The sequence below is a fragment of the uncultured Chitinibacter sp. genome (assembly GCF_945957625.1).
In the GTDB taxonomy this organism is placed as follows: Bacteria; Pseudomonadota; Gammaproteobacteria; order Burkholderiales; family Chitinibacteraceae; genus Chitinibacter; species Chitinibacter tainanensis.
Genome location: NZ_CAMFLP010000004.1, coordinates 1 through 23,966 on the forward strand (window position 1 = coordinate 1; position 23,966 = coordinate 23,966).

Annotated in this window: 17 protein-coding genes and 1 pseudogene; 12 read left to right on the forward strand and 6 right to left on the reverse strand. The window is 47.6% G+C overall.

The window, feature by feature from the left end:
- Positions 1 to 160: 160 nt before the first annotated feature.
- Positions 161 to 751, reverse strand: a complete 591-nt coding sequence (locus tag QV747_RS06590) for a DUF416 family protein (RefSeq protein ID WP_273430023.1) — start codon at positions 749 to 751, stop codon at positions 161 to 163.
- Positions 748 to 5,442 carry an RHS repeat domain-containing protein gene (locus tag QV747_RS06595; protein WP_288791482.1) on the reverse strand — a complete coding sequence of 1,565 codons (4,695 nt, stop codon included), beginning with the start codon at positions 5,440 to 5,442 and terminating at the stop codon, positions 748 to 750. Before QV747_RS06595 ends, QV747_RS06590 begins: the two co-directional genes overlap by 4 nt.
- A 627-nt stretch (positions 5,443 to 6,069) precedes the next feature.
- Between QV747_RS06595 and QV747_RS06600 the strand changes: the two genes are divergently transcribed.
- The 4 genes from QV747_RS06600 (at position 6,070) to QV747_RS06615 (ending at position 12,843) form a co-directional block, all read left to right on the forward strand.
- Complete coding sequence (locus QV747_RS06600; protein WP_273430025.1) at positions 6,070 to 6,738, forward strand: hypothetical protein; 669 nt, start codon at positions 6,070 to 6,072, stop codon at positions 6,736 to 6,738.
- Positions 6,735 to 9,317, forward strand: a complete 2,583-nt coding sequence (locus QV747_RS06605; protein WP_273430026.1) for a hypothetical protein — start codon at positions 6,735 to 6,737, stop codon at positions 9,315 to 9,317. The genes QV747_RS06600 and QV747_RS06605 overlap by 4 nt, the downstream gene beginning before the upstream one ends.
- Complete coding sequence (locus QV747_RS06610; protein ID WP_273430027.1) at positions 9,302 to 12,337, forward strand: site-specific integrase; 3,036 nt, start codon at positions 9,302 to 9,304, stop codon at positions 12,335 to 12,337. The genes QV747_RS06605 and QV747_RS06610 overlap by 16 nt, the downstream gene beginning before the upstream one ends.
- Before the next feature lie 194 nt (positions 12,338 to 12,531).
- Positions 12,532 to 12,843 (forward strand): H-NS histone family protein, encoded by a 312-nt coding sequence (locus QV747_RS06615; protein WP_273430028.1) that lies wholly within the window; start codon positions 12,532 to 12,534, stop codon positions 12,841 to 12,843.
- Positions 12,844 to 12,927: 84 nt separating this feature from the next.
- Here QV747_RS06615 and QV747_RS06620 read toward each other — a convergent pair whose 3' ends face one another.
- Positions 12,928 to 13,179 carry a helix-turn-helix domain-containing protein gene (locus tag QV747_RS06620; protein WP_028450100.1) on the reverse strand — a complete coding sequence of 84 codons (252 nt, stop codon included), beginning with the start codon at positions 13,177 to 13,179 and terminating at the stop codon, positions 12,928 to 12,930.
- A gap of 139 nt (positions 13,180 to 13,318) precedes the next feature.
- Between QV747_RS06620 and QV747_RS06625 the strand changes: the two genes are divergently transcribed.
- From QV747_RS06625 to QV747_RS06635, 3 genes are read left to right on the forward strand one after another with little or no spacing between them, the layout of a single operon-like run.
- Complete coding sequence (locus QV747_RS06625) at positions 13,319 to 13,738, forward strand: hypothetical protein (protein WP_288791483.1); 420 nt, start codon at positions 13,319 to 13,321, stop codon at positions 13,736 to 13,738.
- A 14-nt stretch (positions 13,739 to 13,752) separates the two neighbouring features.
- Positions 13,753 to 14,556 carry a hypothetical protein gene (locus QV747_RS06630; protein WP_273430030.1) on the forward strand — a complete coding sequence of 268 codons (804 nt, stop codon included), beginning with the start codon at positions 13,753 to 13,755 and terminating at the stop codon, positions 14,554 to 14,556.
- A gap of 7 nt (positions 14,557 to 14,563) precedes the next feature.
- On the forward strand, positions 14,564 to 15,676 hold the full coding sequence (locus QV747_RS06635) for a hypothetical protein (RefSeq protein ID WP_288791484.1): 1,113 nt from the start codon (positions 14,564 to 14,566) through the stop codon (positions 15,674 to 15,676).
- Between the two features lie 63 nt (positions 15,677 to 15,739).
- Here the strand turns inward: QV747_RS06635 and QV747_RS06640 are convergent, their stop codons facing one another.
- Positions 15,740 to 18,073, reverse strand: coding sequence for a mechanosensitive ion channel domain-containing protein (locus QV747_RS06640; RefSeq protein ID WP_273430032.1), 2,334 nt, complete (start codon positions 18,071 to 18,073; stop codon positions 15,740 to 15,742).
- A 221-nt stretch (positions 18,074 to 18,294) separates the two neighbouring features.
- Between QV747_RS06640 and QV747_RS06645 the strand changes: the two genes are divergently transcribed.
- Positions 18,295 to 19,530, forward strand: coding sequence for a patatin-like phospholipase family protein (locus QV747_RS06645; protein ID WP_273430033.1), 1,236 nt, complete (start codon positions 18,295 to 18,297; stop codon positions 19,528 to 19,530).
- Positions 19,531 to 19,663: 133 nt separating this feature from the next.
- Here QV747_RS06645 and QV747_RS06650 read toward each other — a convergent pair whose 3' ends face one another.
- Entirely contained in the window at positions 19,664 to 20,635 is a 972-nt protein-coding gene (locus QV747_RS06650) for an IS256 family transposase (RefSeq protein ID WP_373317293.1), read from the reverse strand.
- 28 nt (positions 20,636 to 20,663) lie between these two features.
- Positions 20,664 to 20,843 (reverse strand): annotated as a pseudogene (locus tag QV747_RS06655) (transposase); the annotation flags it as partial.
- Between the two features lie 211 nt (positions 20,844 to 21,054).
- Here QV747_RS06655 and QV747_RS06660 point away from each other — a divergent pair.
- The 4 genes from QV747_RS06660 (at position 21,055) to QV747_RS06675 (ending at position 23,898) form a co-directional block, all read left to right on the forward strand.
- Positions 21,055 to 21,375: a hypothetical protein gene (locus QV747_RS06660; RefSeq protein ID WP_273430035.1), complete on the forward strand. Its 321-nt coding sequence runs from the start codon at positions 21,055 to 21,057 to the stop codon at positions 21,373 to 21,375.
- Positions 21,376 to 21,614: 239 nt separating this feature from the next.
- Positions 21,615 to 22,001, forward strand: coding sequence for a VOC family protein (locus QV747_RS06665; RefSeq protein ID WP_028450106.1), 387 nt, complete (start codon positions 21,615 to 21,617; stop codon positions 21,999 to 22,001).
- Positions 22,002 to 22,863: 862 nt separating this feature from the next.
- Positions 22,864 to 23,316: a spore coat protein U domain-containing protein gene (locus QV747_RS06670; protein ID WP_034619523.1), complete on the forward strand. Its 453-nt coding sequence runs from the start codon at positions 22,864 to 22,866 to the stop codon at positions 23,314 to 23,316.
- A 123-nt stretch (positions 23,317 to 23,439) separates the two neighbouring features.
- Positions 23,440 to 23,898, forward strand: coding sequence for a spore coat protein U domain-containing protein (locus tag QV747_RS06675; RefSeq protein WP_028450108.1), 459 nt, complete (start codon positions 23,440 to 23,442; stop codon positions 23,896 to 23,898).
- The last annotated feature ends 68 nt before the right edge of the window (positions 23,899 to 23,966 follow it).

Sequence of the window (23,966 nt, forward strand, 5' to 3'; positions counted from 1 at the left end):
CAGTCGTACCCGACTCCGCTTGGCGCAAGGCGAAAGCGATCTGTTCTTCTGTGAACTTCGATTTTTTCATGACAAATCTCCTACCCGGATAAGGTTAAATTTGCCAGGAATCTCTACTTTCCACCGCTACCATTTTTTGGGGGGAGGTCACCCTACCGTGCTACTGGATTATTACCCAGATTCCTGAGTAGGACCTCCACTCTTCAAATAAGCAAGCTACTTTTGAATCTTCCAATTGGCCATCTAAACTTGACAAAACCGTTAACTGGCGAATCAATTCATTTTTCATTAAATGATGATTTTTTATTGCCAACTCAAAGCCAACATCGCCATACTTTTCTGTTATTAAATTTTGGACATACATATCAACAGAATCAATACATAGTTCCGAGATATCCTTGGCCACATCTTCTCCACATAAAACTCGATTAAGCATCTCAAGCGATGCCACAAAGTCTAAGCACAAACTTGCAAAAATATCATCATACTCATTTGTGTCAGGCGCGAGATCCATCAACTCATCTACAGTAAAAAAATCAAGAGCAGAACCACATAAAATTGAATGCTCAACACCCTTCAGGGCCTTAACAATAGGCTCCACATCTCTGTGCTTATATACACCATTAAACTTAACAAATGATGGATACAATGCATAAACACAGCTAATAGAAAAAAGAAGTCTAGCCCTTTCATTTAAATCAATAAGACGAGACGAAACTTTACGTGTCATGTCATCGAAAAAATCACTCATTTCCTTTCTCCTTGGATTTCAATCCCTCGCGATTCAAGAAACTGCTGACAATTCTCGCATACTGGCCGACTAGCACCAACAGATACAATTGTCTCTCCTTGTTCCTCTTCTGCCTTTACAGCTGTGACCTCAGCATGACCGTCTCCCTTAACTGCAGCTTCGTTGCTATTAAGCATATTTCGCTGCGCTCTACGTAAACTCTTTTCACTCGACCCAACAATTAACTTTCCATCAGCAGTCCTTGCAACCGCAATTGTTGTTTTGGACTGCGTGATTTTTGAAACTGCTTGATGGATCTGTTTAGCGCGGTCACTTAGAGAAATCGCATTTTTCGTGATTTTGGCAACACGAGCCGCATTTTCCAATGTTTTTACTGGATTTAAAGCCCCCACGGCTGTATCCGTTAACGCACCAACAACATTCCATTGCCCTGTTGTTAAGTAATTCAGGCCAAGATTGATGGCAAAATCAACTACTAGCTTTGGATTTCGCCCGTCCGGATCAAAAAACTTAAACGGATTATTGTTCGCGTACGCGTAGCGGTTAAAGCTGTGGATTGGATTGACTTCATTCCAATCGACAGGATCAATCGCAGTAAAACGACCCAGCACCGGATCATACCAGCGGGCACCGAAGTAACTCAGACCTGTGGCTTCCTCATGTGGTTTGCCAGTGAACCATTGCTGGTTTTTAATCTGGCCAGTTGCACCGTCATGAGTTTTCTCACCGAATGGGGTAAATGCTGTTCGCCATAACAACTTCCCACTGGCATCGGTGGCTGCGATTGGACTTCCTAAGGAGTCATTATGGAAATATGTGGCTGTACCATTCGCTTCTACATCAACAAGCTTTTGGCGCCCCATATACAGATGATTGATGCTTGTTCCAAGCGATAGATCTTTCTCGAAGTAAAGCAATCCATCTAAACCCGTAAACTCGAGTTTATTTTGACCTACTCCGTTTGTGAGAACGCGGATTCCCGCAGCATCATAGACATATGAAATCTGACTTGGGGTACCTTTATTAACCCAGCGTAAATTGCCTGCCGAATCGAATTGATAACTTTGCCCATCACCTCGGCTGATCAGATTGCCCCAGCCATCATAAGACATGGCGAATGATTTATTCCCAGTAACAGACTTAAGTTTTTGCGTTGCGTCATAGGTGTATTCAATCCGATAGTCGCCAGCAACTTGCTTCACTATGTTGCCATTTCCATCGTAGTAGATATCACCCTCACCCCAGTAGCCATCAGAGACGACAAGGCGGTCAACTTCATCGTAGCGATTGACTCGATTCCATTTCGGGTAAACGTTATCCCTGATCTCCTTAAGATTTCCGACGCCATCAAACGAATAGTTAGTATCAACTAGCAGCCGTGAAGCCACTGAAGCTTTATATGCAGCCAAATCTTGGTCATATTTTGCCTTAGCTTGGTTATACGCTACTGTCGCTTGCTGATGCTGCTGCAGGGATTGGTTGTAGTTTGCTAAGTTGGTTTGATATTGCTGATTTTGTTGGTTGTAGGTGTAAACTTGTCCACGATAGGTCGCCCATGCGGCAGCCTTAGGACGCCAGTCGGCCAAACACGGATTCAGCTTCGTGTTTGTCCAAGTATTCAGTGCGCTTTGATATTGCTCGGGACGTACAAATTGTGAAGGCAGGGGAGCAGGATTAGCGGCACGGCATCCGGCTTGACCATCACTCCAGACGACACCTCTTTGATTCCAATTGGTTGTGCAGCCTGCCATTTCACTTTGCCAAGTTGCAAAAGCAGCGCGATAGCGATCTGCCGCGCCATTAAGTCCACTAAAGTCACTGAGGAGTGGTTCTCTGTACAGTGCTCGGCAAGCAGTATCTGCTGACATTGTTGCACCAGGCTCAGGAAATGCCAGAGGTGCCGGTGGAGTCGGCGCAGTAGGTGGCGTTTGATTAAATGGGGCAGGCGGAACAGGCGCCACAGGCTCTTGCGGAACCTGATCATTAATCAATGCTAGTTTTTGGGATTTAGGCCAACCTCGTCCGGTAAACTCAAAAACATTATTACGGCCGTTTGCACCGTAGTACTGAAGCACCTGATGGCGAGGATTATATTTGATGCCTGAGATGAATGAGCCCAGCTTGGTTGGGCGACCAAACAAGTCTGGCGCAAGCTCAATACGCTGTCCATTTGGATAAACCAACGCAGTCTTAAAGTCATTTGAATCATACTCATACTGCAGCGAGTAAGTTGACCCTGCGGTGGATAGGGTCTCTTTCGTTGGGTTATTATTTGCATCATATTCAAATGAGCGAGTAACAGAGTTGGTCTTTTGCTCGATCAGATTTGAATTTTCATCATATTTTAAACATGCTGGCTCAGCTGATTGATCTGCGAATGAAATGCTTTTTAGCTTGTTGTTTCCGTCATAGGTAAAGCTTGTTGCAGGCAGCTGATTGACTTGTTTGGTCAGCACGTTGCCAACTGGGTCATTAACAAATGTTGTAACTCCAAGCTCAGGGTCAGCTCTTTGCACTAAATAGTGTTTGCTGTCGTAGCTCCAGGTTCGAGATACATTATTTTGAGTAACTTTAGTTACTTTACCCAAAATATCGCGCTCAATAATCACTGTGTCATTCACTATTGCCGGGGACACACGAACCAATTTCTTTTCATCTGGGTCGCCAATGGCACGGTATTGATAGGTTGTCTTTACCCCACGTTCCTCTGTGATCGCAACTTCACTACCTTGATAGCTATAACTCCGATACGAACCATCAGCATGAGTTTCTTTTGTGACTCTCCCCAGGGCATCATAGGTGAAGCTGTCCCCTTCATTGGGTGTGCCCGGATAACTTTGGTAGATTTTTCGGCCTAGGCTGTCAATCACACTGCTTGTGATGAATCCATTCACTATCGTTTGATTGGTACGACCAAAACCATCCCAACTTTGAAAGTCTGTCGTACCACCACGGGTAGCAGTTCTCGATGTTGGGGTCCATTGAATTGTCGTGGCACTGCCTCTGGCTGGTGTCACTGTGATGGGGCGACTCATGTTATCGTAACGATATGAGATCGTATTGCCCCGAGGATCCTTCACGGACGTGATATTGCCAAAATCATCAACAGTTCGACTCGTGGTAACTGAGTTAATATTGGCCGGACAGGAGGGGCCTTCTTTTCCTGTGGCAAGCTGCTTAACTTCAATTTGTGGGACGCCACGATAGTAATTGTCATAGGTCGTGACTAAACCCCGCGGATCTTTTACTGACCTGACTTCCCCATTTGGAAAATTATCATACTCAGTCACCACACCATTTTTGTTTTCAAGCAGCAAATTGCCATAGATATCGAATGAACGTGCGATGGCCGAGTGCGCAGGCTGGCCAGATCCCGGACTGATTGTCTCTGACTTCACGCGATCTAATCGCCAAGCAGATGCGGGTGTTTCGTATGCATATTGCGTCCACGTATTAACCCCATCACCTGAGGCCAGAACAGTCAGCGGACGAGCAAAGGCATCGAAGCTTGTTTGAACCGAATATGAGCTGCCTTGGCGTACTGTAGTCTTACGTTCGTTTAGAGGAAGTCGAACCTGCTGACCAACGCAACTCATTTCATCGTTGGTTTTTAAAGTCAGATAGTGATGACCAAAGTTATTGATGACTAAAGAGGTCCAACCAAACTCTGTGGTTTGAAGTACATTACCGGCTTGATCAAGCAGCTCACTTTTCTTTTGTAATCCGATTTTCCAGCGATCTGTAGCGCAGCTAGGCACATCGGCAGCATTCATATAGCTGGTAATCTCAGATGATCCATCTGGACGGATTACTTTTCGAATATCAAGCGGAGTCGTTGAATTACGATTGATGAATAAATCTGCACCAGGTGCATAGGTGCTATAGACCCAAACACCACCATCCGAGGTCGTTTTTTTCCAAACAGCGGCTGTTGAAGTGAGCGCGTTACCAACCAAAGCATTTTTGATAATGCCTTTACACTGGGCTTTGTCTGCGGGGGAGGCATCAACACGCAAACAAGCAGGACTGTTCAGATTGGCATATGCATTAACATCATAGGGTTGCCAACCGTGCTCATAGTTAATTACGCCACCTTGCGGTGTGGTTAGTCGATTTGGAATACCCACGAACATATCAAGGGGCCTGAGTGCAGGTACCCTTGAAGCTTGATAAAAACCTACTTTCCAAGTTGTGCCATCTGGATTCGTAATAACGACATCAGGCTCGTTTACGACTTGTGGATTTGTAGAGGCATAGCCAGAGAATTGCCAAGCACGATCACCTGCACGAAGCCCCGTCAGTATTGCACCAGAATAACTGAGCTGCACAAGACGGCCATCAGAGGCTGAAACTTGAACCAACCGCCCCCCCTGATAGGACAGACTTAGACTCTCCGTATTTGGAGCCTTAATTTGACTTGGCGATAGGTACGAAATTGTGCTCGATGTCGTGCCATATTCAGTGCACGTGTTTAAGTTCCCAACTTGGCATTTAGAGAAGTAGCCCGGCAGATAATCCGTTTGCTGATGCTCAACAATATGTTTTTGATCCAGCCGATAACTTAAACCATCAGGCGAATCTAGCTGCGCAGTATTGGGCCCTGAACAGGTCAGTCGCCATTGGTTTGCGGAGATGAACGCCTGAAATGTTGAATCTTTTGCATATAGCTCGAAAGTCGAGCCATCAGGCATTTCTATGACGGGCTGTAGTCCGTCGTACTGATAAAACCCCTCTGTACGGGAATGCTGCGCGGGGATTCCACATAAATTCTCATCACGACCTGAGAATTTCACTCGTGGAACAAAGATACCCCTACTCTCTGGCGAGCCCTGCCTATAGCTCCAGCTCAGGTTTATCGGCAAATGGCCATTTCCCTGCCACGAAAGGACTGGGATATTAATTTTGAGACGCCCACTGAATGGATCAATAGTCTCATAGTGAGCATCAGGGGAGCTTGTTCGTTTCGTTGGAAGATTGTCTTCCATGAAAATGTTTTTGACGGGTAAACCTGCGCCGCTAACAGTTGCTTCACCATGCGCAGAGTTCAAAAAAAGGCCAAGTACAGAGCAGAGGATAATTCGGAGCACAACTCATACCAAAACTTGTTGTTATTCTTGCCATTTTACCCATGTGCCATACAAGCTTACAACTCAAAATCAGCTCATTTACTAGCCATAATCCGGCAAAGTAGATACAGCATTGAAGTGCCTCAAGACTTTCTCACCAAGATCAAACAAAATAGTTATGCTGACTGATAGCCCGAGTTTCAATCCGGTCTGCCAGTTAGTCTCATTGGTGTGATATGGGAATCTAGGTGGATGAATCGAGAGCAACCTCGCTTGATTGAAATCAGACTTGGGCAAATTGAAGCGCCCAGAGAGCCTGCTCAACGCTATGGCCATCTTCAAGCCGATCATCAACGAACGACCCGAATTCCCGTATGCAATCAGGATGAGCTTTACCTGCAGGCCTGCCTGAGTCCCATGATTGTCACAGGGGCTACTTCAAAAGCCTCTGATCAACAACGATACATTTTCATAGCTGGTTTTAGAACATTAGCGATGTGGCATGATTTCATGGATGCCAATCCGATGCACAAAACTCAAGACCGTCCACTTCCAGCCATCCTTTTCCCAAAGCCGTCTCGAGAACAGCTCAAGCAGCTCCCATTCTTCGAGACGTTTCTTAGCCCATTCACATCTCAGCTGAGCAAAGAAGATTTTGCACAGCTTTATTGGGCCCAACAAGATGAATCTCAGCCGGAAAAAAATGCGGCCAAGCAGGGGGCAATTGCGGAAATATATGGTTCGCAAAATCGCTTTTTGAAATACGCGCAGTTGACTCGCGCAACGCTAAGCCGGAAAAAGAAACTCATCAAACCGCAATCGCTTGAGACCTCCGTCATTTCAAGCGAACACCAAGGCCTCACGATGGATGATGCAACAGCGAACTTGTACGCGGCTCGAGATCTGCGGATAGACGAATGAAAGAATGGGTGCCACTTAGTCTATGCTTTCCGGATCTGGACAACGAGCATCTATTCAGCGCGTTGAGACGAATTGATGCGCCCCCCGATCTGATGGGACTATTTCATGTGGTGGGACATGCGCCAAACTTCCTGCAAACTGCACAAGACTTTGCAGAGATCAATCACAAGGCAAACTTAAATAAAGAGGAAGAAAAACCCTTTAAATATAAATTCAGTGCGGACTTTGAGCGCGACCAATTAATCTTTAAAAATCTCACTGATGCATTAAAGCAAATAAAAGCCACCACCCCTGAAAGCCTCACCCAGTACTTTCCACTCATTTTCTTTAGTCCGAGCGATATCAATCCCAATGGCCTAGGTAGAAAAACGCTTCGACCTCATACAGAAACCCATCCTCTCTTTTGCGCACTTTGGTACGGTTGCGCATCAAGTCTGTTCAGAAAGAAGCATGAAATACTATCGGCCTTTGCCCTATTCACGCTGAACCAGCCACATTTTATTGATAAACAAAGTAAACGAGCAGATCTCGGAAGATGTTTGCGCAAGCTTGGGGAGCTTGCATCCGCAGGCCTATTGGACTCGGTACCAGAGAAGCCATGCTCTGTGGCTGAAATGTTTAATGAAATTCAAGCGGGCATAACCAATCATTCTAAGCTAGGCAGGAGCACCGATGAGCCGCTGCAATTCTTTACCCGTCGAGCATTAGAGGCATGGGGCTTATTCAATGGGGAACTAAAGAAGCGCACGCCCGCTAAACCCAAGGGTGGAAATGGTCAGGGGGGTGGCAAGATGATCGGCCAACCTAACCGTGGAGAACTCACAGATGAATCCTTGCCCCCGGATGAATTCAAATTTGAGCACGATCTCCGCATTCAGGAGATCCTGCAGAGTAAAGAAACACAGATTCCAGGCGATGCACGTCACGAATTTGGTGTAGAGACTCAGACCATTAGCATTACACCTATCACACCCACAGCAAACACCAAACGGATTGATGTGATTAGGATGCGCCGCAGCGCCAAAGGGCTACACAACGCGCTCGCTCGTCAGCGGCAGAATTTGCCATTTTCATTAAATCAGGCGACACCAACCGAGATCAAACGACTACTGCAAGCGCTTCAGAGTCGTGACTTAGATGATCCCGCTCAATGCCTACTCTGGCTAATCATCATTAGTGGGCGCACCTTTGAGGAAATTTATAGGGTGCAATTTGCAACGACGACTGGGGCTGCAGCCAAACTTAAAGCCGCCCAACTCAGCAAAGCGGGTCACGATTGGTTCCTGACGGTGCCGACTCATTCAACGCAGAGTGACAAGCTCCTAACGCCAGAGCAAAAAAGAAACTATTTTCCAGTCATTGATCGCCTGAGCCTGCCACTACCAACCAAGCTTGGGGATGCGATCCAAAGCCTCAGGGGCAGCCCTGACAACAATATTTGTTTCACGCAACATCGCGATACCTTGCAAGACAGAATCCAAGCCATCCTGAACTCAATACATCGACCTGGAGCGTACCGATGGACACTTCACCGAATTGAAGCCCTACTTTTTCATCGGCTCATCCAAATGCCGGGAGGTGATCCATCCCTAGCCAGCATCATCACAGGCCAGCAACGTGAAGTTTATTTGGTTCAACTGGCATATACCGCCTTACCAGAGAGTTTCCTGCTTCAACGCTATCGTGAGGCATTACATTCACTGCTGACCAGTGATGGCGCGCAGCCTTTTTGGCCGGCATCTGCGCTTACAACCCCATCTCACACGACATCCGAATTACAAAGTGAGAACACGATTGGCTCTCGTCTAAAACCATTCATGACGCCGTTGAAGCAGTGCATTCTTGACCTGCAAAAGATCACTCAGGAAGGTTTGAAGTCATACCGCTTGCAGGATTTGCATAATGCATATGCGGTATACACACTATTGATACTTGGATTAGCAACCGGTGCACGCCCTACCAGTGGCGCATTCGCCAGAGATACGGATCTAGATCTTGAGCAAGGATGGTGTCTTTTGTCCGACAAGGATAGTGATGATTTCGCGCATACGCGAATTGTTTATCTGCCTAAAGTTCTTTGTGCACACATGCGAAACTTCCTCGAATATCGCAAACGACTGCTCACCCGACTGGCTTCTCACAACCCAGCGGTGTTTGCAGAACTAAACCGAAACCCCAGAAAAGGCGCAACTGCACGTAAAACAAAGAATAATGCCACGAGGAGCAATGCAGTAAGCGCATGCCCTATCGAGCAGATCCAGTCCCTGCCCCTCATCTTCTTTCTGAATCATGAGCATTCGATTATTGAGGTAAGCCCTCAAAGCTACCAAGATAAGCTTGAGTACTTTCTCAATATCCGCCCAAACAGTAATCGACATCTTTTGCGTAGCGTATTGCTAGAAAATGGGATGGGACAAACAGCATTGGCAGCGTTTATGGGCCACCATCGGTATGGCGAGGCACCGTGGTCAAATTACTCCAGCATGAATCCGCAACAGTTCAGAAAAAATATTGAATTACACCTTGCCCCGATACTTGAGGAACTCAGCATTCGAGAAATGGCATGTCCGATCCTGTAACTGATTCACTCTGGCAGGAACACCTCACCAGGCAGCCCAGCAAGGTCTCTGCGGGACATCAACGCAGGATGCATCAAGAGGCCGCCGTTTACGAGATCATTCGGACTGAGTTTCCGGATTTGCTTGATACCAACGAACTGAAGTCATTGAAAAACGAGAAGTTGCTTCAGTTATATGAAATTCTTCAAAAGGGGCTGCACCCTCGAGATAAACAATTAAGACTCGCATATATCGGGCGGGTCATAGAGGCAGTCAACATCCTCGCAGGTACTACGCTGCCTCAGCCACCTGCAATTTCCTTCAGAATTCCAGCCAAACGTTTTACCCCTGATAAATTTGCGCTCTATCAGCAATGGCAGCTGCTGCAAAAAATGTGGACTGAGCAGCTAACGTTGCGCAGTTCTGGTCCGAACTGCTTATTCACAGATGTCCAATTGGCATTTATTGGCTGGTTAGTCTGGACTGGGCACCCTCCTCCACACACCACTAAGTCGGCACGTTTAAACCTATACCTATTCGAAACACTACAAAACCAGAAGCATCCACATTGGTTGCCTCCAGAGCTAACCGCTTTAATTAAAAAGTTAAATATTCAACTTAACAAAAACCCTTTCAAAAAAAATGGCGCCATCTTTGCGGGGATCAAAGCACGTCTCAAAACTCGTTTACCATTGAATGTGAATTTCAAAGCGTTGCAAATTGGTAGGCAAACGGCACTCTCGCTGACACTCCCTCCTTATCTTTGTGATTTGCTTTACGGCGTCAACATCGCTACTCCGCTACCCACGCCAGATATTCAGCGAATTCTGATGGGAATGGTACTTCGCCCCAACCAAAGCTTGGCGGTTGAGGCTACAGATTTGCCTCCCTCGCCCAGCCTGGAATTAGCGACTGCCAGAACCTATGAACAACAGGACTTTGATCCAGCCATCCTTACGAGCCTGCGCTCAGCAATCAACACCGGAAAAAACACCTCTGATTTCAAAAATGCAATCGTCGCCTTTAAGGAAACATATCAGGCCTCATACGATTCAATGACTGGTCTAATCGTGGCTCGTGCACTTCATCTGCTTAAGCATGGAGGTCTTCAACGGAAGGTCCTTCGAGTTTCCTCCATCAGACGCTATTTGGGGTGTTTTTACAGTCGTCTTATCAAGGCCGCAAAGGGTCAAAATGTGTATGAATTTGATGAAGAGGATTGGCGACAATGCTATGAAATCGTGATGCAAAAGGCGGCACGGCGAGGGGATATTAGTTGGAATTTGAGTGAATTCCATACTTGGCTGTCCAATGAGTATGGCATTACCCCAATTGATTTTAAAACGGTTGAGGGCTTTTGCCACGCCACAAAAAAAATTCATGCCAAGCTCGTGTCACCTCTAGATGTAGATCGCGCCTGCGATTTAATCCTTAGTTCTGCAGCACAAAACGATCAGCGTTCAGCTAAGCTCGCAACCATCATCCTCAAACTCGGGTTTTATTGTGGTTTGCGGCGCAATGAAATCCTCTTTCTTCGTCGCAAGGATCTTCAGGGCACGCATGACCCTTATTTGATCATCACACCGCATAAAGCACGAAAACTTAAAACAGAAACATCGCGAAGACAGTTGCCATTGAGGGCCTTATTGCCAGCCCCACTCCTTGATGAGCTTTTGCATCTGCGAGACGAAGAAAATAAGTCGCGAGAAAAAGACTCTTTCATCTTTGCAGATGCGGACCTGACCTATGAAAGGATCAAGGCCCCTTGGCTGATCAATATTTGCCAACGCGCATTACGACTTGCGACGGGTGATGAAGAAGTAGTATTTCATAGCCTTCGGCATAGCTTTGCCAACTGGGCAATGATCCGTTTGGCGGCAGTAGAAGAGCACAGGATTCTGGACCGCGACTATCCCCTATTTGAACATCCCTTTTTTGAGAGGGATGCATTGGTGCGGTTTAGGAGTGCCTTTATGGAAGAAACATCTCAGCAAGCGGCAATCAGCCCAGATCGTCGCGGGCTGTATGCAATCAGTTCGATGATGGGACATGCTGAGCCTGGAATTACTTTAACTTCGTATATCCATCTACATGGTTGGTTGTCAGCACGTTTAATTCAGCTCAATTCCCCTCTCCTATCGCGGCATGTAGTGGCCTGGTTAGCAGATAAACACATTAGCAAGACCTACCAAGCAAATGACAATAAATCGCAGGACTATGGTGATCCCATTTCGTCACTGTTCCAGTTTTCCGCCGATAAAAATCAATTTTATGAACAAGTCACTACGCTATGTCATTACCAGAAGCCAACAATGCATTGGCCTCCTGGAAAACCTGCAATTTCAACCGAGCAAGTTGTAAACATCCTCAAGTGGCCACGTGAAAAAAACTGGGCCATAGCGCCCCTGATTGCAATGGGCTACGCTCCAGAATCTGCCGAGCGCTGGGTAAGAAATGCCAAGTGGATAGAGTCACTACAATCACAGAAAAAAAGGAAAGATGGCTCCCGCCATCGTCGCATCCCTAAAATTAAGCTCCCCCCGATGGCCCTAATCGCAACATACCGAGCTTGGTTGGCGCAGCTTCAAAAAGCCTGGAAAAGGGATCCGATACTGAGCGAGTCCATCACGAAGATAATGCTGCGACGTTTAGTCCCTCGGGAACATATTTATGAATTCCGCGAACGAGCACAATTTTTAAGTGTCATCAATTGGCTGGTTCATGAAGTAAAAATTGAGCATGAGGCACTCGTAACCACCATTCGCACCAATCAATCCGTGACTCCAAGCACAGCCGGGATATGGACAGATTGTTTACCCGCTGGGGTCAATCTGAATCTGTCTCACACTTTAAAGACAAGAAATACTTATGCCGAATTAAAGATTCGTGCAGCGCAAGCGATCAAGAAAAAAGACAATGGTCAGGAAACGCAAAGCACACCGCACGTAATGGCCTATCAAGTATTTGAGCAGGCTCTTGCGGCTACCGCACTTGAGTCCAGCACCCTGGCCTCAGAAGGCAGTGTGATGAATCAAAAGTGACATCACCAATCAAAGTCTCTGTCTTGAATCACTGAGGCAGATACAATAAAAATCAGATCTGAATTAAATCAGGGATTGGTTAAATTAGGTTTATGTGTATGATGTAGATTAGTTGTCTGTGATGCACGCTTAGAATGTTTGCTCGGACGGACTACTGCAACACAATAAGTACCTATAGTAATTAAGGAAAACACATGCAACTTGATAACAAAACCTACGAAGAACTGAATTCATTGCTCACTCAGATTAATGCTGAGTTGGCTAGCCGTCGCTCGACTGAGATTGAAAAACTGCGCGCTGAAGTGCAACAACGTGCAGCGAGTCTGGGCCTGAGCATCGCCGACCTGTTCGGCGGCAAAGCGGGCAAGAAAACCGCTAAAGCAGTTGCGGCAAAATACGCAAACCCACAAGACCCATCACAACAATGGACAGGTCGCGGCCGTAAACCTCAATGGGTTCACGATGCACTGACTGCTGGCAAAACGCTGGAAGAACTGGCGATCTAATTTGATCGACTGAGTAAGTCCCTCAAACGCAAAAGCCCCATCCTTGGATGGGGCTTTTTATTGTCTCCGTTATGGATGCACTTGCTAGAGCTTGATGTGCTCAAACCCATCAGGGTCGACCAGCTTTGACAAGGGCACACCGAGGGCTTGTGCCAGCAAGCTCATGCTATCGATTGAGATATTCCGCTCCCCTCGTTCCACTTCCGACACATAGGTTCGGCTCATCCCGGCCTGCAAGGCCAGCGCTTCTTGCGAGAGGTCTTTAAGTCGACGTGCCAGCCGGACATTGTAGGCAAACACTTGTCGAGCTGTTGCGGGTTGGGTTGTATTTTTCATGCATTGCAGCATGCCCAGTTGCCGCACGCTTCACTACGCGCTATCGTTGCATATATGACAACTATCGTTATCTTTTTGTTATGCAATAACAGCGAGAAGTTGCTGATCAATTACAGCCTGTCCTGCGCGAGGCCCCGCTATGAAACGAATCCTACTCCCCCTCATTGCATTACTCTGCCTGAGTCCCCCAGCCTGGTCTAAACCCAAGACTGGCGCAGAATGGGACCGCTGCGTGCAAAGTGTGCCTGAGCAGGTCTTCCGAGATAGTGGTCGCTTTGGGGTGGATGAGTGGGTGGCAAAACATTGCGGCGCCACAAAACCACTGGAGGGCGGCAAGCTGGCCAAAGGCGACTGCGATCGCTTGTTCGAAATCCAGCAGGAATGCAAACGCTTCAAGGCAGATGATCTGTGGTCACTGTCGAATGCCAGCCGGGGCAATGCCAATAGCCTCTTAGCAGGACCCAAGCTGGAGCAGTTCGATCAGTTATGTGGTGCAGTCGGTCGAGGTCAGGCTTTACCGACGCAGAAGGCCTTCAGCAAACAATACTGCACACAATGATGGAGTGTCAGGCTATGAATCAGACGCCCATTGAGCTCGACGAAACGAACTTCAACGCCTTTTGCCAAGCGCGTGCTTTTCGGATGCGGAATTACTTCTTTGGGAAGCGCCTCGTGGGCTTCACGAGTCTTAACGGACTCGTCCTTGCCCCTGAGCGCCGCGAACGAGAAAAAATCACCAGCCACTACGGTCAACACCCGGGGTTTGATACCCATAAGCTGTATGTAACGTCCAAGACCGAGGTTGATAGCCACTTCTGGCTATTTGATCCTGCAGTGGGTGAAGTCGAAGTGGATTTACCTAAGTTGGATATCTCGCTACGCGAAGGACAAGTGCTGAGCCTGCTCTACGCCTCGTCTCAGTTCAAACCACTGATTGGCAAGCCCGAAATCCGCACGCTGCCGATTGGCATCGTGAATCACAGTACGCAACAGCGCTATCTCTTGGCCAGCGCGAGCGATATTCGGGATGCCTTCAAATTGCGTGACTTTATGAATGTCCCGACGATCTTCACCCCAATTGCAGTGCTCGGGGCCTGGCTTGCGAGTTTCGCGACCAATGACGGCAGGCTGATCATGGGTTTCGGTGGACTGGCTTTGTTGTACGCCCTGATGGCGCGCTGTTATTTGATCTTCAATATGACGGCGGCACCCGAAGTCGGCTTTGCATTCGACTGGCCGCAATTCTGGATGGTGCACAAGCCCAACTTAGAGCGAGTCGTCAATCGTTTGCTGGAATGCCTAGCGGATCCAGAGGCGGTCACGTCCGAAGAGCTGGACCCTACCCCTGAAATTTCATTCTCATACAACAAATCCTAGATTGATCATGCGACATCCACACCCGCTCACCACGAGTCTTCTGATGCTGACCACGCTACTCACCGCTTGTGGTGGGGGTAGTGGTACAGGCGCCTCGACCAATACCGGTACGTCGACGAGTACCAGTACGCCTGCCCCCTTGGTGACCCCAGCACCGACAGTGGATCCATCGCAGACCACTGCGACAGCCACCGTAGCGGCGCAAGCGTATTTGAATGCCGCGCGCAATGAATGTGGGTTCGGCGCCATCACGACTTCAAGCGCCCTCAATTCAGCAGTGGTTGATGCCAATAACTATTATCTCAACCGAGTAGCCGAAAACGATCTGAGTTATGTGCATACTCAAACCGTGGGTAAGACTGGTTTTACCGGTGTCACCCCAGCCCAGCGAGCCAGTTATCGCGGCTATCCCAATGCCAATAGTGCGGGTGGCATGACGGGGACTCCTCGGGTTGCAGAAACCCTCACCACTCAGAGCTTGCCGGCAGGCTATACCTTCCAGAGTTTGAATACAGCCGGCCAAGCCATGGCTCAAAGCCTATTGAATACGGTGTATCACTTGGGGGCCAATATGTTGCCGCTCAGTGACGTGGGAACATCTTTCGTCAAAGCCACCACCGCTGATGGCAGCGAGCAGTTCCGGCTGACCTTCCTGCAAGGGGATTTGACCTTCGTGGATGCAGGCAAAGTAGGCCAAGATCGTGCCAGAACCTATCCCTGCCAAGGTTCCAAAGTCCCCAATGAATTCCGCCCTAATCAGGAAGTCCCGAATCCCGCACCGGATGTTGGCGCTCGTGTAGTGGGTACCCCGATTCTGATTCAAGTGCCACAAGGGGTCACACCTTCAATCATCTCAGCAACGATCAAAAACACCAGAACCGGCCAATTTGTACCGGTTCGTCGCATCCAAAATGGGTGTACCAATCCAATTCCTGGTGATCTAACGGGCTGCTATCAGGGTGAGTCGGGCTTTGATGCTGCCCAAGCATTCTTGCTCCCGATGGACCCGCTGGAAGCTAACATCGTGCATGAGGTGGTGATTAACCTGAACACCTTGCCGCAGATCGTGTTCAGCTTTACACCGATCGGAGCGCTCAATCCAGTTCTGGTTAAAAAATAATCAAGGGTGGTGGAGCATCAGAGTATCCATTCCCTTCAAGGGGCACGCAAACGATAGGACTAATCATGCTTGGTTTGGCCTACTATTTTCAACTGACAGACTCGCAGCTTGCAACTCAACACGAAGCGGTTTATCTCCTGCTAGATCTATATGTACATCCCGTTGTGGGAAAGCTATCGCTATGTTGTGCTTTCTTAGAGTTGCTTCAATCATAAAGCGCAAATCACTAGCAATCTGCCGGCCCGTCATTGAACCATTTAGATCAACCCAATAGTACACACCAAATACCAAGGCATCTGCAGCAAAGTCTTCAAGTAGGATTTCTTTCTTTTGATGCTGGTCGATATGCCCATGCTGCAGAAGAACGTCTTCAAGTAACCGAGCGACCAATCTCACATCACTACCGTACGCCACACCGACTTGCACACTTTGTCTCACAAGACTACTTGAGTAGGTCCAATTCGTGACGTTTTGCTCCAAAAAAGTGCTGTTGGGAACTAGAGTATCAATGCCGTTAATATCGCGCAAAACGGCAGCACGAACACTCATATCAACGATAGTGCCACGTAACCCACCAACTTCTACAGTATCTCCAGGCTTAAATGGGCGCTCTAGGAGCATCATGAGTCCACTAATGAGGTTTTTAAGAAGTGTCTGAGTACCAAAACCTAGACCAATTGCAATGGCACCACCAAGAAATGCAAACGCAGCCAACGGGATACGCACCAAAAGCAAACTATTAATCAATAGAATCAGGAATGAAAATGAAAGCAACCATCGCTTAGTAATCCGAATTGCAACTGGGGACCAGCATGAATGTTGGCGCACTTGCCGCTCAATTAAATTACCAAGCCAGATACACACAGAAAAACCGACAGTCACCAATAGAATTGCAACGATAACCTTGCCAACGGTAACACTTCTTCGAATTGAGATATTTTGTCCATCAACGTTAATATCATCGTTAACATTGAACAACTCAAAACTCCAACTATTTTCAACAAATGACAGCAATGTATCCTGCCATTGCGAATAACGGGCACCAAGGCTTTGGGTTACTTCTTTTCCTGCGAACTCATCAGCCCAGCGACTGAATAGCATCCGATTATGTGTAATCTCTGCTTTAGCTTCTGAATAGCGCGCTTCGCGAGCTTGCCATAGCTGAGCAAGATTTTGGCTATGGGGATCCTTTTCCTGAAATAGCCGAGCTGATTGGCTTTGTGCCACCAATATGGATGATTCAAGATTTTCTTCCAGACCAGATAGATGCTTAATCCAACCTAGAATTTGCTCGTAAACAACGGCGAGTTGATCACGAGCCTCACTTTGACTTATTTCAAATCTTTTCTTCCAGAATGTACTTTCAAGTGTATTTGCTAAAATACTATCAGACAGCAAACCAGCACTAATCGCATTGCTTTCTAGGCGCATCTGCAAAAGGTATTCATCCTGCATTAGCTTATTAAGCTGATGAGAAAGGAGTCTCCTTCTCTCGTCTGCCTGTACTTTATCACTTAATGGATATAGTCTTAATTCTTGCTCCAACTCCTGCCGTCTGGCAATTAAATTACCAAGGCCCAGCTGTAGCTTGTTTTCCTCTCCATTCAATTGCTGTTGCTTAGTTTTAAGTTCTTTCTGGCGTTTAGAAATGCTACTCAATATGCGATCTAAGTCCTGCTTTTCGAATCTAGGTGCGGGGGAGACTTTCAAGAGGCTAGCATTCAATGCATCACGCCATTCGCGCTGTGTTTGCAACTGGGCACGTGTAAATCGTTGTCGAGCATCTTGTGCCGCCAATATTGCGGAATAAGCTTCCTGCTTCAGCTGTGCAATCTGAAGAGCCTGTAGTGCTTGAGTCTTTTTACTGGAATCGGATACATTTTTATCTAGATCTTCTGTTTTCTGACGTAACTCGACCTCACTATTGGTAAGATTGCTTCGATTCTGCTCAAGCTCTTTTTCTTGCATAGTCAAACTTGCAATTAAATTTTTTATTTCATTATCTGCTAATTGAAGTTGACTCCGCCGGTTATCAAGATCTACTATATTATCGACTGGGAATAATGGCTGAGAGATAATAGACTTACGAAGTTCGATTTGCCCAGCAAGTCCGGCAAGTGCAACTTGATTTTGCTGGTATGCATAGATTTGTAGCTCAAGCCAGATACGATTGTCGTTCTGATCGCCACTATCTGATGCATTGAGTCGATCGATAGCCTGCTGAGCTAGGGCGATTTTCTGTGCCAATCGCTGAGGATCATTCTCCGTCATGAGCTTTGTAGGCCCACTTGCGTTTTGACCATCACGCTGAATCTGGGATGGAAACAAAGCATCTAGACCTGCATTGCTATAGAACGACAATAACAATAAAAAAATCAGCACAAAGCGAAGCTGCATAACGTTCTTAGGTTGGTAGATTAGTTAACCCTCATTGTTGTGTAGCTGAGGCCTAGTTGCAAGCAAGTAGACGCCTAAAAATGATTATTTTATCTGTGCATGCTAGTCACCAAGATCCATCTTGATGTAAACCTAATGAAAAGATGATGATCTAAGATGGTTTATAATATTTGGGGGGGCTTCGTACCTCTAATGACACGTTCGAAATTAAAGGAGTCTTTGTGAGTCAATTCGTTGTTACAACCAGTAGCAAATGGGTTACTACTTTACTTAGCTCCATCATCCTCTCGTTCGTGGTTGTTGCCTTTTCCGGCTGTGCAACGCCCCAAAATCGAACCTCTCCTCTTCCGAAGGCTTTAGAGAAGCAAGCTTTTATCCCTGATATACCAGAGGCACGCTACTGGGGAGATCAAACTCCAGATGGGTTTGAACGCTGGAAAAATCTAAGTGATAGTGAATTGGAGTCGAGGTTTTCAGCGATAATGAATCGCCCTCACAATTATCTCGTTGTTTCAGGAGGGGGCGCCGATGGTGCTTTTGGGGCTGGACTTCTGGTCGGTTTATCTGCAGCAGGCAAACGCCCAGAATTTCAGATTGTTACAGGTGTAAGTACTGGAGCACTGATCGCACCTTTTGCTTTCTTAGGCGCTGAATATGATCCTCAATTAAAAGAAATATACACAAGTTACTCATCCAAGGATCTGATAGAAGTCCGAAGCATTTTATCAATTATAAGTGGTGATGCGGCTGCAGATACAGTTCGCTTGAAAACACTCATTAAAAAATACATCAATGATCAAATGATTGAGAAAATTGCGATTGAAGGCCGCAAGGGACGATCATTGTTAGTTGGCACGACGAACCTAGACGCCACGCGTCCGGTGACATGGGACATTACCAAAATAGCGGCTAGTGGCAGCCCAAATGCAAAGGAGCTTATTCACAAAGTGATTCTTGCCTCTGCATCCATCCCTGGGGCTTTCCCACCTGTGCTTATTGATGTCAATGTGGGTACTAGAGTGTACCAGGAGGTTCATGTGGATGGCGGTGTAACTTCACAACTATTTCTGTCTGCACCGGGTTTGAATTGGAAACTAATCGCACAACGACTTAAGGTTGAAGGCACCCCACAGATTTATGTAATAAGGAATTCAAAGTTGACACCGGAGTGGGACAACGTTGGACTTTCTTTAGTTCCAATTCTAAGCAAGTCGATTTCATCACTAATCCGGACCCAGGGAATAGGCGATTTAGCCAAAGTTTATATTCTTTCGCAAAGGGATGGCATCGGCTTCAATTTGTCCTGGATCCCAATGGATTTCAATGAGAAGCCAAACGACTTCTTTGATAGAGAATACATGAAAAAATTATTCTCACTAGGATATGAAAGAGCATTAAATGGAAATGCATGGCAGCATCAGGTCGCCGTAAATCACTTAGATTTACCTGAAAAGTAGTTTTACAAAAAAATTAGAAATAGACTTGAAAGCTATATCGCCACCCAACGACCTATAGCATGCTTTATTTAAGAATGCTCGTGCTGGCCTCATGTGAGGGTGTGCAGAATTTTGTGTAAATCGGCTTCGTTGATTACTGAGGAAGTCGTTCCTCAAACTGGATAGTAAACCGGGTTAGCGCCGCTTTCCAATCCCGCAGTGGCATCGTCCATCTCTGGCTAATATTACGCAGCGCTAGGTAGAACAATTTCAGTAACGCTTCATCGCTCGGGAATGAACCCCGGTTTTTGGTCAGCTTGCGCAGGCTCATGTTCATGGACTCAATCGCATTGGTCGTGTAAATCACTTTGCGGATTTCCGGTGGGAAGTCAAAGAAGGGAATTAGCCGGGGCCAATTGCGCCGCCAGGATTGGCTGATCGGCAAGTATTCTTCATCCCAGCTCGCTTCAAATTCAGCTAGCCGCTGTTCGGCTTCCTCGACCGTCGCCGACTGGTAAATCCGCTTCAGATCTTCCGCCACCGCTTTGCGCCGTTTCCACGAAACATAATTCAGGCTGTGACGCACCATATGCACGATGCACAGCTGCACCGCTGTTTTGGGGAAGACCGCTTCAATCGCTTCGGGGAAGCCTTTGAGTCCATCGACGCAGGCAATGAGGATATCCTGCACGCCGCGATTGCGCAGCTCGTTGACGACCTGCAGCCAGAATTTGGCGCCTTCAGTCTGGGCAATCCACATTCCTAGCACCTCCTTCTCACCCGCCATAGTAACGCCCAGTGCCAAATAGACCGCTTTGACACGCACGCTACCTTCGCGGACTTTGACGTGAATGCAGTCTACATATGCAATCGGATAAACCGCGTCTAGCGGCCGCGATTGCCAAGCTTTGACTTCGTCGATGACCGCATCGGTAACCGATGAAATCAGGCTGGGCGACACCTCGGTGCCATACATTTCTTCCAGATGAGCCTGAATCTCGCGCACCGTCATGCCACGTGCGTAGAGCGAGAGGATTTTGTCATCAAAGCCAGTCCAACGGGTCTGGTGCTTGAGCAGACCCTGCTCACCGATGAGGTCTTCGGGTTTTTGGTAGTTAGCCAGCAGGTCTGTGATCAATTCATCAGGAATGGGGTGCTTTGGGCGTCATGCCGGCGAGTTCTTCGCGCAATTGCCGAACCCATTTATCCATGGTCGACTTACCTACGTTCATTGCCTGAGCGGCCTCTCGAACGGAATAGCCTTTGTTGAGCACAAGCTGCGCACATTCGAGGCGAAATTCAGGCGTGAATGTGGGTCTGGTTTTGATGTTCATGAAGTCACCTAATCACTGATGAGGTGCAGGATAACACCTCTAATCAGGTGGCCAAATTCAGTGTGCCACTACAGATTTGACCTTCGTGGATGCAGGCAAAGTAGGCCAAGATCGCGCCAGAACCTATCCCTGCCAAGGCTCCAAAGTCCCCAATGAATTCCGCCCTAATCAGGAAGTCCCGAATCCCGCACCGGATGTTGGCGCTCGTGTAGTGGGTACCCCGATTCTGATTCAAGTGCCACAAGGGGTCACACCTTCAATCATCTCAGCAACGATCAAAAACACCAGAACCGGCCAATTTGTACCGGTTCGTCGCATCCAAAATGGGTGTACCAATCCAATTCCTGGTGATCTAACGGGCTGCTATCAGGGTGAGTCGAGCTTTGATGCGGCCCAAGCATTCTTGCTCCCGATGGACCCGCTGGAAGCAAACACCGTGCATGAGGTGGTGATTAACCTGAACACCTTGCCACATATCGCGTTCAGTTTTACGCCGGCCACTGCAATTAACCCAGTAGTCATAAAAAAGTGACCACGACTTATCACGACACTTCTCTGTTAAGGGAATCCGCAGACTAGGGAGCATACGGACCAGATGGCTTGATTTAAAACGCTGGTGCCGGAACACAAGCGTGCCAATGGGCACAACCGACTGTTAGCTTTCATGGATCATTAACACGAAACGATTGAGAAGAAATAGAAAACCTGCATAACATGTTGAATCGGCTATACATTAGCCCTATTCAAAACTTCTTCAAAAGGTGCCCCACCATGAAAAGCAATCCTGTTGGCTGGTTTGAAATCTACGTTCAGGACATGCCTCGTGCTAGGGCATTTTACGAAGCGGTCTTTGATGGCACATTAGAAGAGCTAAAAAATCCTGATCCAATAGGCTTCCCAGAGATGGAGATGTGGGCATTTCCAATGTCAATGGAAGATTCAGGTGCAGCTGGAGCGCTGGTAAAACTCCCTGGCTGCCCTTCTGGAGGGAGTACATTGGTCTATTTCTCTTGCGAGGACTGTTCAGTTGAGGCTGCACGGGCGGCGGCAAATGGTGGAGAAGTTTTTAAACCTAAACTGTCTATTGGTGAACACGGTTTTATTGCGATGGTGGTCGATACTGAAGGCAATCTGATTGGCCTTCATTCAATGCAATGATGGCCTAACGATTCTTCGGGAGGAGGTCATCCACTCGAAGACCTAGCCTGCTAGGCCCGATTTCCACCCCACGCAGCACGTTGAGTGGATGTACAGCTACTTAGAGTGACTGGCTATGCATACACGTACGCTAACTTACCGATCTGAAGCGTTGAGTAGCGTCGCGAATTGAATGGCGTGATGCTCATAGACAAACCAAGCTACAGCATGTTTAACATGAGGCTCGTCTGGTGCAACGCGATGAACTGGATAGCCTGGGGACTCCTCACCCAGAATTGGGCCTGCAGATGACCACTCTCCATATTGGCCAACGATGTAACGGGTGAAAGGTTGTTTTGATGCTGAGCTCATGCAGAAAGTATCTCGACTGTTTTCGCAATCGTATCAATTTTTGAGCAAGAATTGAAAACTGTTGAGCACTAGGGAAGGTGGTGAAGCTGCTGATATTGCAGCCCTGCAAATATGGAGCTTATCCGGACAATACGGCAGTTTCCTGCCAAATAACCATTTACACAAAATTAGGACACCCTCCAGAGGTAGGTCAATTCAGCGTTCGCAAAAAATGCCCAAAGCATTAACTTCTTCGTTTAAGCTACGTTTTGGCAAAAAATATGCTGCTTAGCCTTTTCCAAGTTTTAACTTCAGTTGACTTTATGAGAACTCTAGGTCTAATTTTCCTCAGCCTAGTTGTTTCATCGCTTTGGGCTAAAGAAGTGAGAATTAGCGCCAATGTGGTGTCAACTTGCGCCACGAAATTGCCTCCTGCAAGCGCCCCGCTCGACATCACAACCACGCAGCAAGGCCCAGTTGACTGTAAACAAGGCCGACAGTGGGCCGCTATCAGCAAAAGGGAGGAACAACAATGGCAACGCGTATTTATCGACTATTAGCCACGTTCTTGCTATGCGCCCTCAGCACATTCACGCAAGCGGCGGCGACAAGCCAATTGCAGCTACAAATTACCGTGCTGGGCAGTTGTAGTTTTGTGACTGGCGAAGATTTAGTGATGGACTTTGGCGAGCTAGGCCATGGCGATCGCACACTGCAAAGCAGCGTGCCTGTCACCTGCACCAGCGGCACCGAATTCTACGTTCGGCTCAGCGATGGTTTATATCCATCGGGAACACAGCGGCAAATGGCGGCTAGAAATGGCAATGCGCGCCTACCCTACGCCATTACGGTGAGCCCTAGCTCGGGCATCAGCCAAGGCAGCGTGATTGATTTACAGCTCAAAGCCACCGTATTGGAAGCCGACTACGCCACCCGCCCAATTGGCACCTACACCGACACCGTTGTACTGAGCGTTAACCCGTAAGCTTCGATGTAATATTACACGCCGTCGCAGTGGACTACTGCGATGAAGCGCACTCCCTGCCTCATTAAACTGTGAACTAGGTTTATGCGTTTTAAACCCATTGTTTTCAAAAGAGGCATCATCATGAATAAAATTGCGACCCATCTACTTGCAGCGCTTGCGGCAGCCACTCTAGCCACGTCGGCGGTAGCGGCGAGCAAAAACGTCATTATCAATGCCAATATCGTCGGCACGTGTGCCTTTACCGATGCGTCTGACGTCACCATCAATATGGGCGACTTACGGGCAGGCCAAGGCGATGTTAGCCAACCCGCGTCAACGCAATTTTGGTGCAGTGCAGGCGTGCCATACACGATTTCGGCCGACTCTGGCCGGAATGCCGAAAACGGCAGTAATCAATTAATCAGCGGCGCGAATAAACTGCCGTATGAATTGGCACTAGACAAAGAAAGCGGCACCGGGGCAGGCATCGCCAGCCCAGAAACACTCAATTTAAGCGCCAAAATCAAAGGCAGCGATCTAGACGCCGCCGCGGTGGCCAATGGTTATACCGACACCGTCGTACTAACGCTCACGCCTTAATCCACGTATTGAGCCACTCGCCAATGCACATTGAGCTACGCTGTCGCTCGGGTACACCACTCGGTGCC

Bases quoted from the DNA above. Each gene is read 5' to 3' on its own strand.
- QV747_RS06590 (WP_273430023.1), bottom strand. From the start codon at position 751: ATGAGTGATTTTTTCGATGACATGACACGTAAAGTTTCGTCTCGTCTT.
- QV747_RS06595 (WP_288791482.1), bottom strand. From the start codon at position 5,442: ATGCCTGATGGCTCGACTTTCGAGCTATATGCAAAAGATTCAACATTT.
- QV747_RS06600 (WP_273430025.1), top strand. From the start codon at position 6,070: ATGAATCGAGAGCAACCTCGCTTGATTGAAATCAGACTTGGGCAAATT.
- QV747_RS06605 (WP_273430026.1), top strand. From the start codon at position 6,735: ATGAAAGAATGGGTGCCACTTAGTCTATGCTTTCCGGATCTGGACAAC.
- QV747_RS06610 (WP_273430027.1), top strand. From the start codon at position 9,302: ATGTCCGATCCTGTAACTGATTCACTCTGGCAGGAACACCTCACCAGG.
- QV747_RS06615 (WP_273430028.1), top strand. From the start codon at position 12,532: ATGCAACTTGATAACAAAACCTACGAAGAACTGAATTCATTGCTCACT.
- QV747_RS06620 (WP_028450100.1), bottom strand. From the start codon at position 13,179: ATGAAAAATACAACCCAACCCGCAACAGCTCGACAAGTGTTTGCCTAC.
- QV747_RS06625 (WP_288791483.1), top strand. From the start codon at position 13,319: ATGAAACGAATCCTACTCCCCCTCATTGCATTACTCTGCCTGAGTCCC.
- QV747_RS06630 (WP_273430030.1), top strand. From the start codon at position 13,753: ATGAATCAGACGCCCATTGAGCTCGACGAAACGAACTTCAACGCCTTT.
- QV747_RS06635 (WP_288791484.1), top strand. From the start codon at position 14,564: ATGCGACATCCACACCCGCTCACCACGAGTCTTCTGATGCTGACCACG.
- QV747_RS06640 (WP_273430032.1), bottom strand. From the start codon at position 18,073: ATGCAGCTTCGCTTTGTGCTGATTTTTTTATTGTTATTGTCGTTCTAT.
- QV747_RS06665 (WP_028450106.1), top strand. From the start codon at position 21,615: ATGAAAAGCAATCCTGTTGGCTGGTTTGAAATCTACGTTCAGGACATG.
- QV747_RS06670 (WP_034619523.1), top strand. From the start codon at position 22,864: ATGGCAACGCGTATTTATCGACTATTAGCCACGTTCTTGCTATGCGCC.
- QV747_RS06675 (WP_028450108.1), top strand. From the start codon at position 23,440: ATGAATAAAATTGCGACCCATCTACTTGCAGCGCTTGCGGCAGCCACT.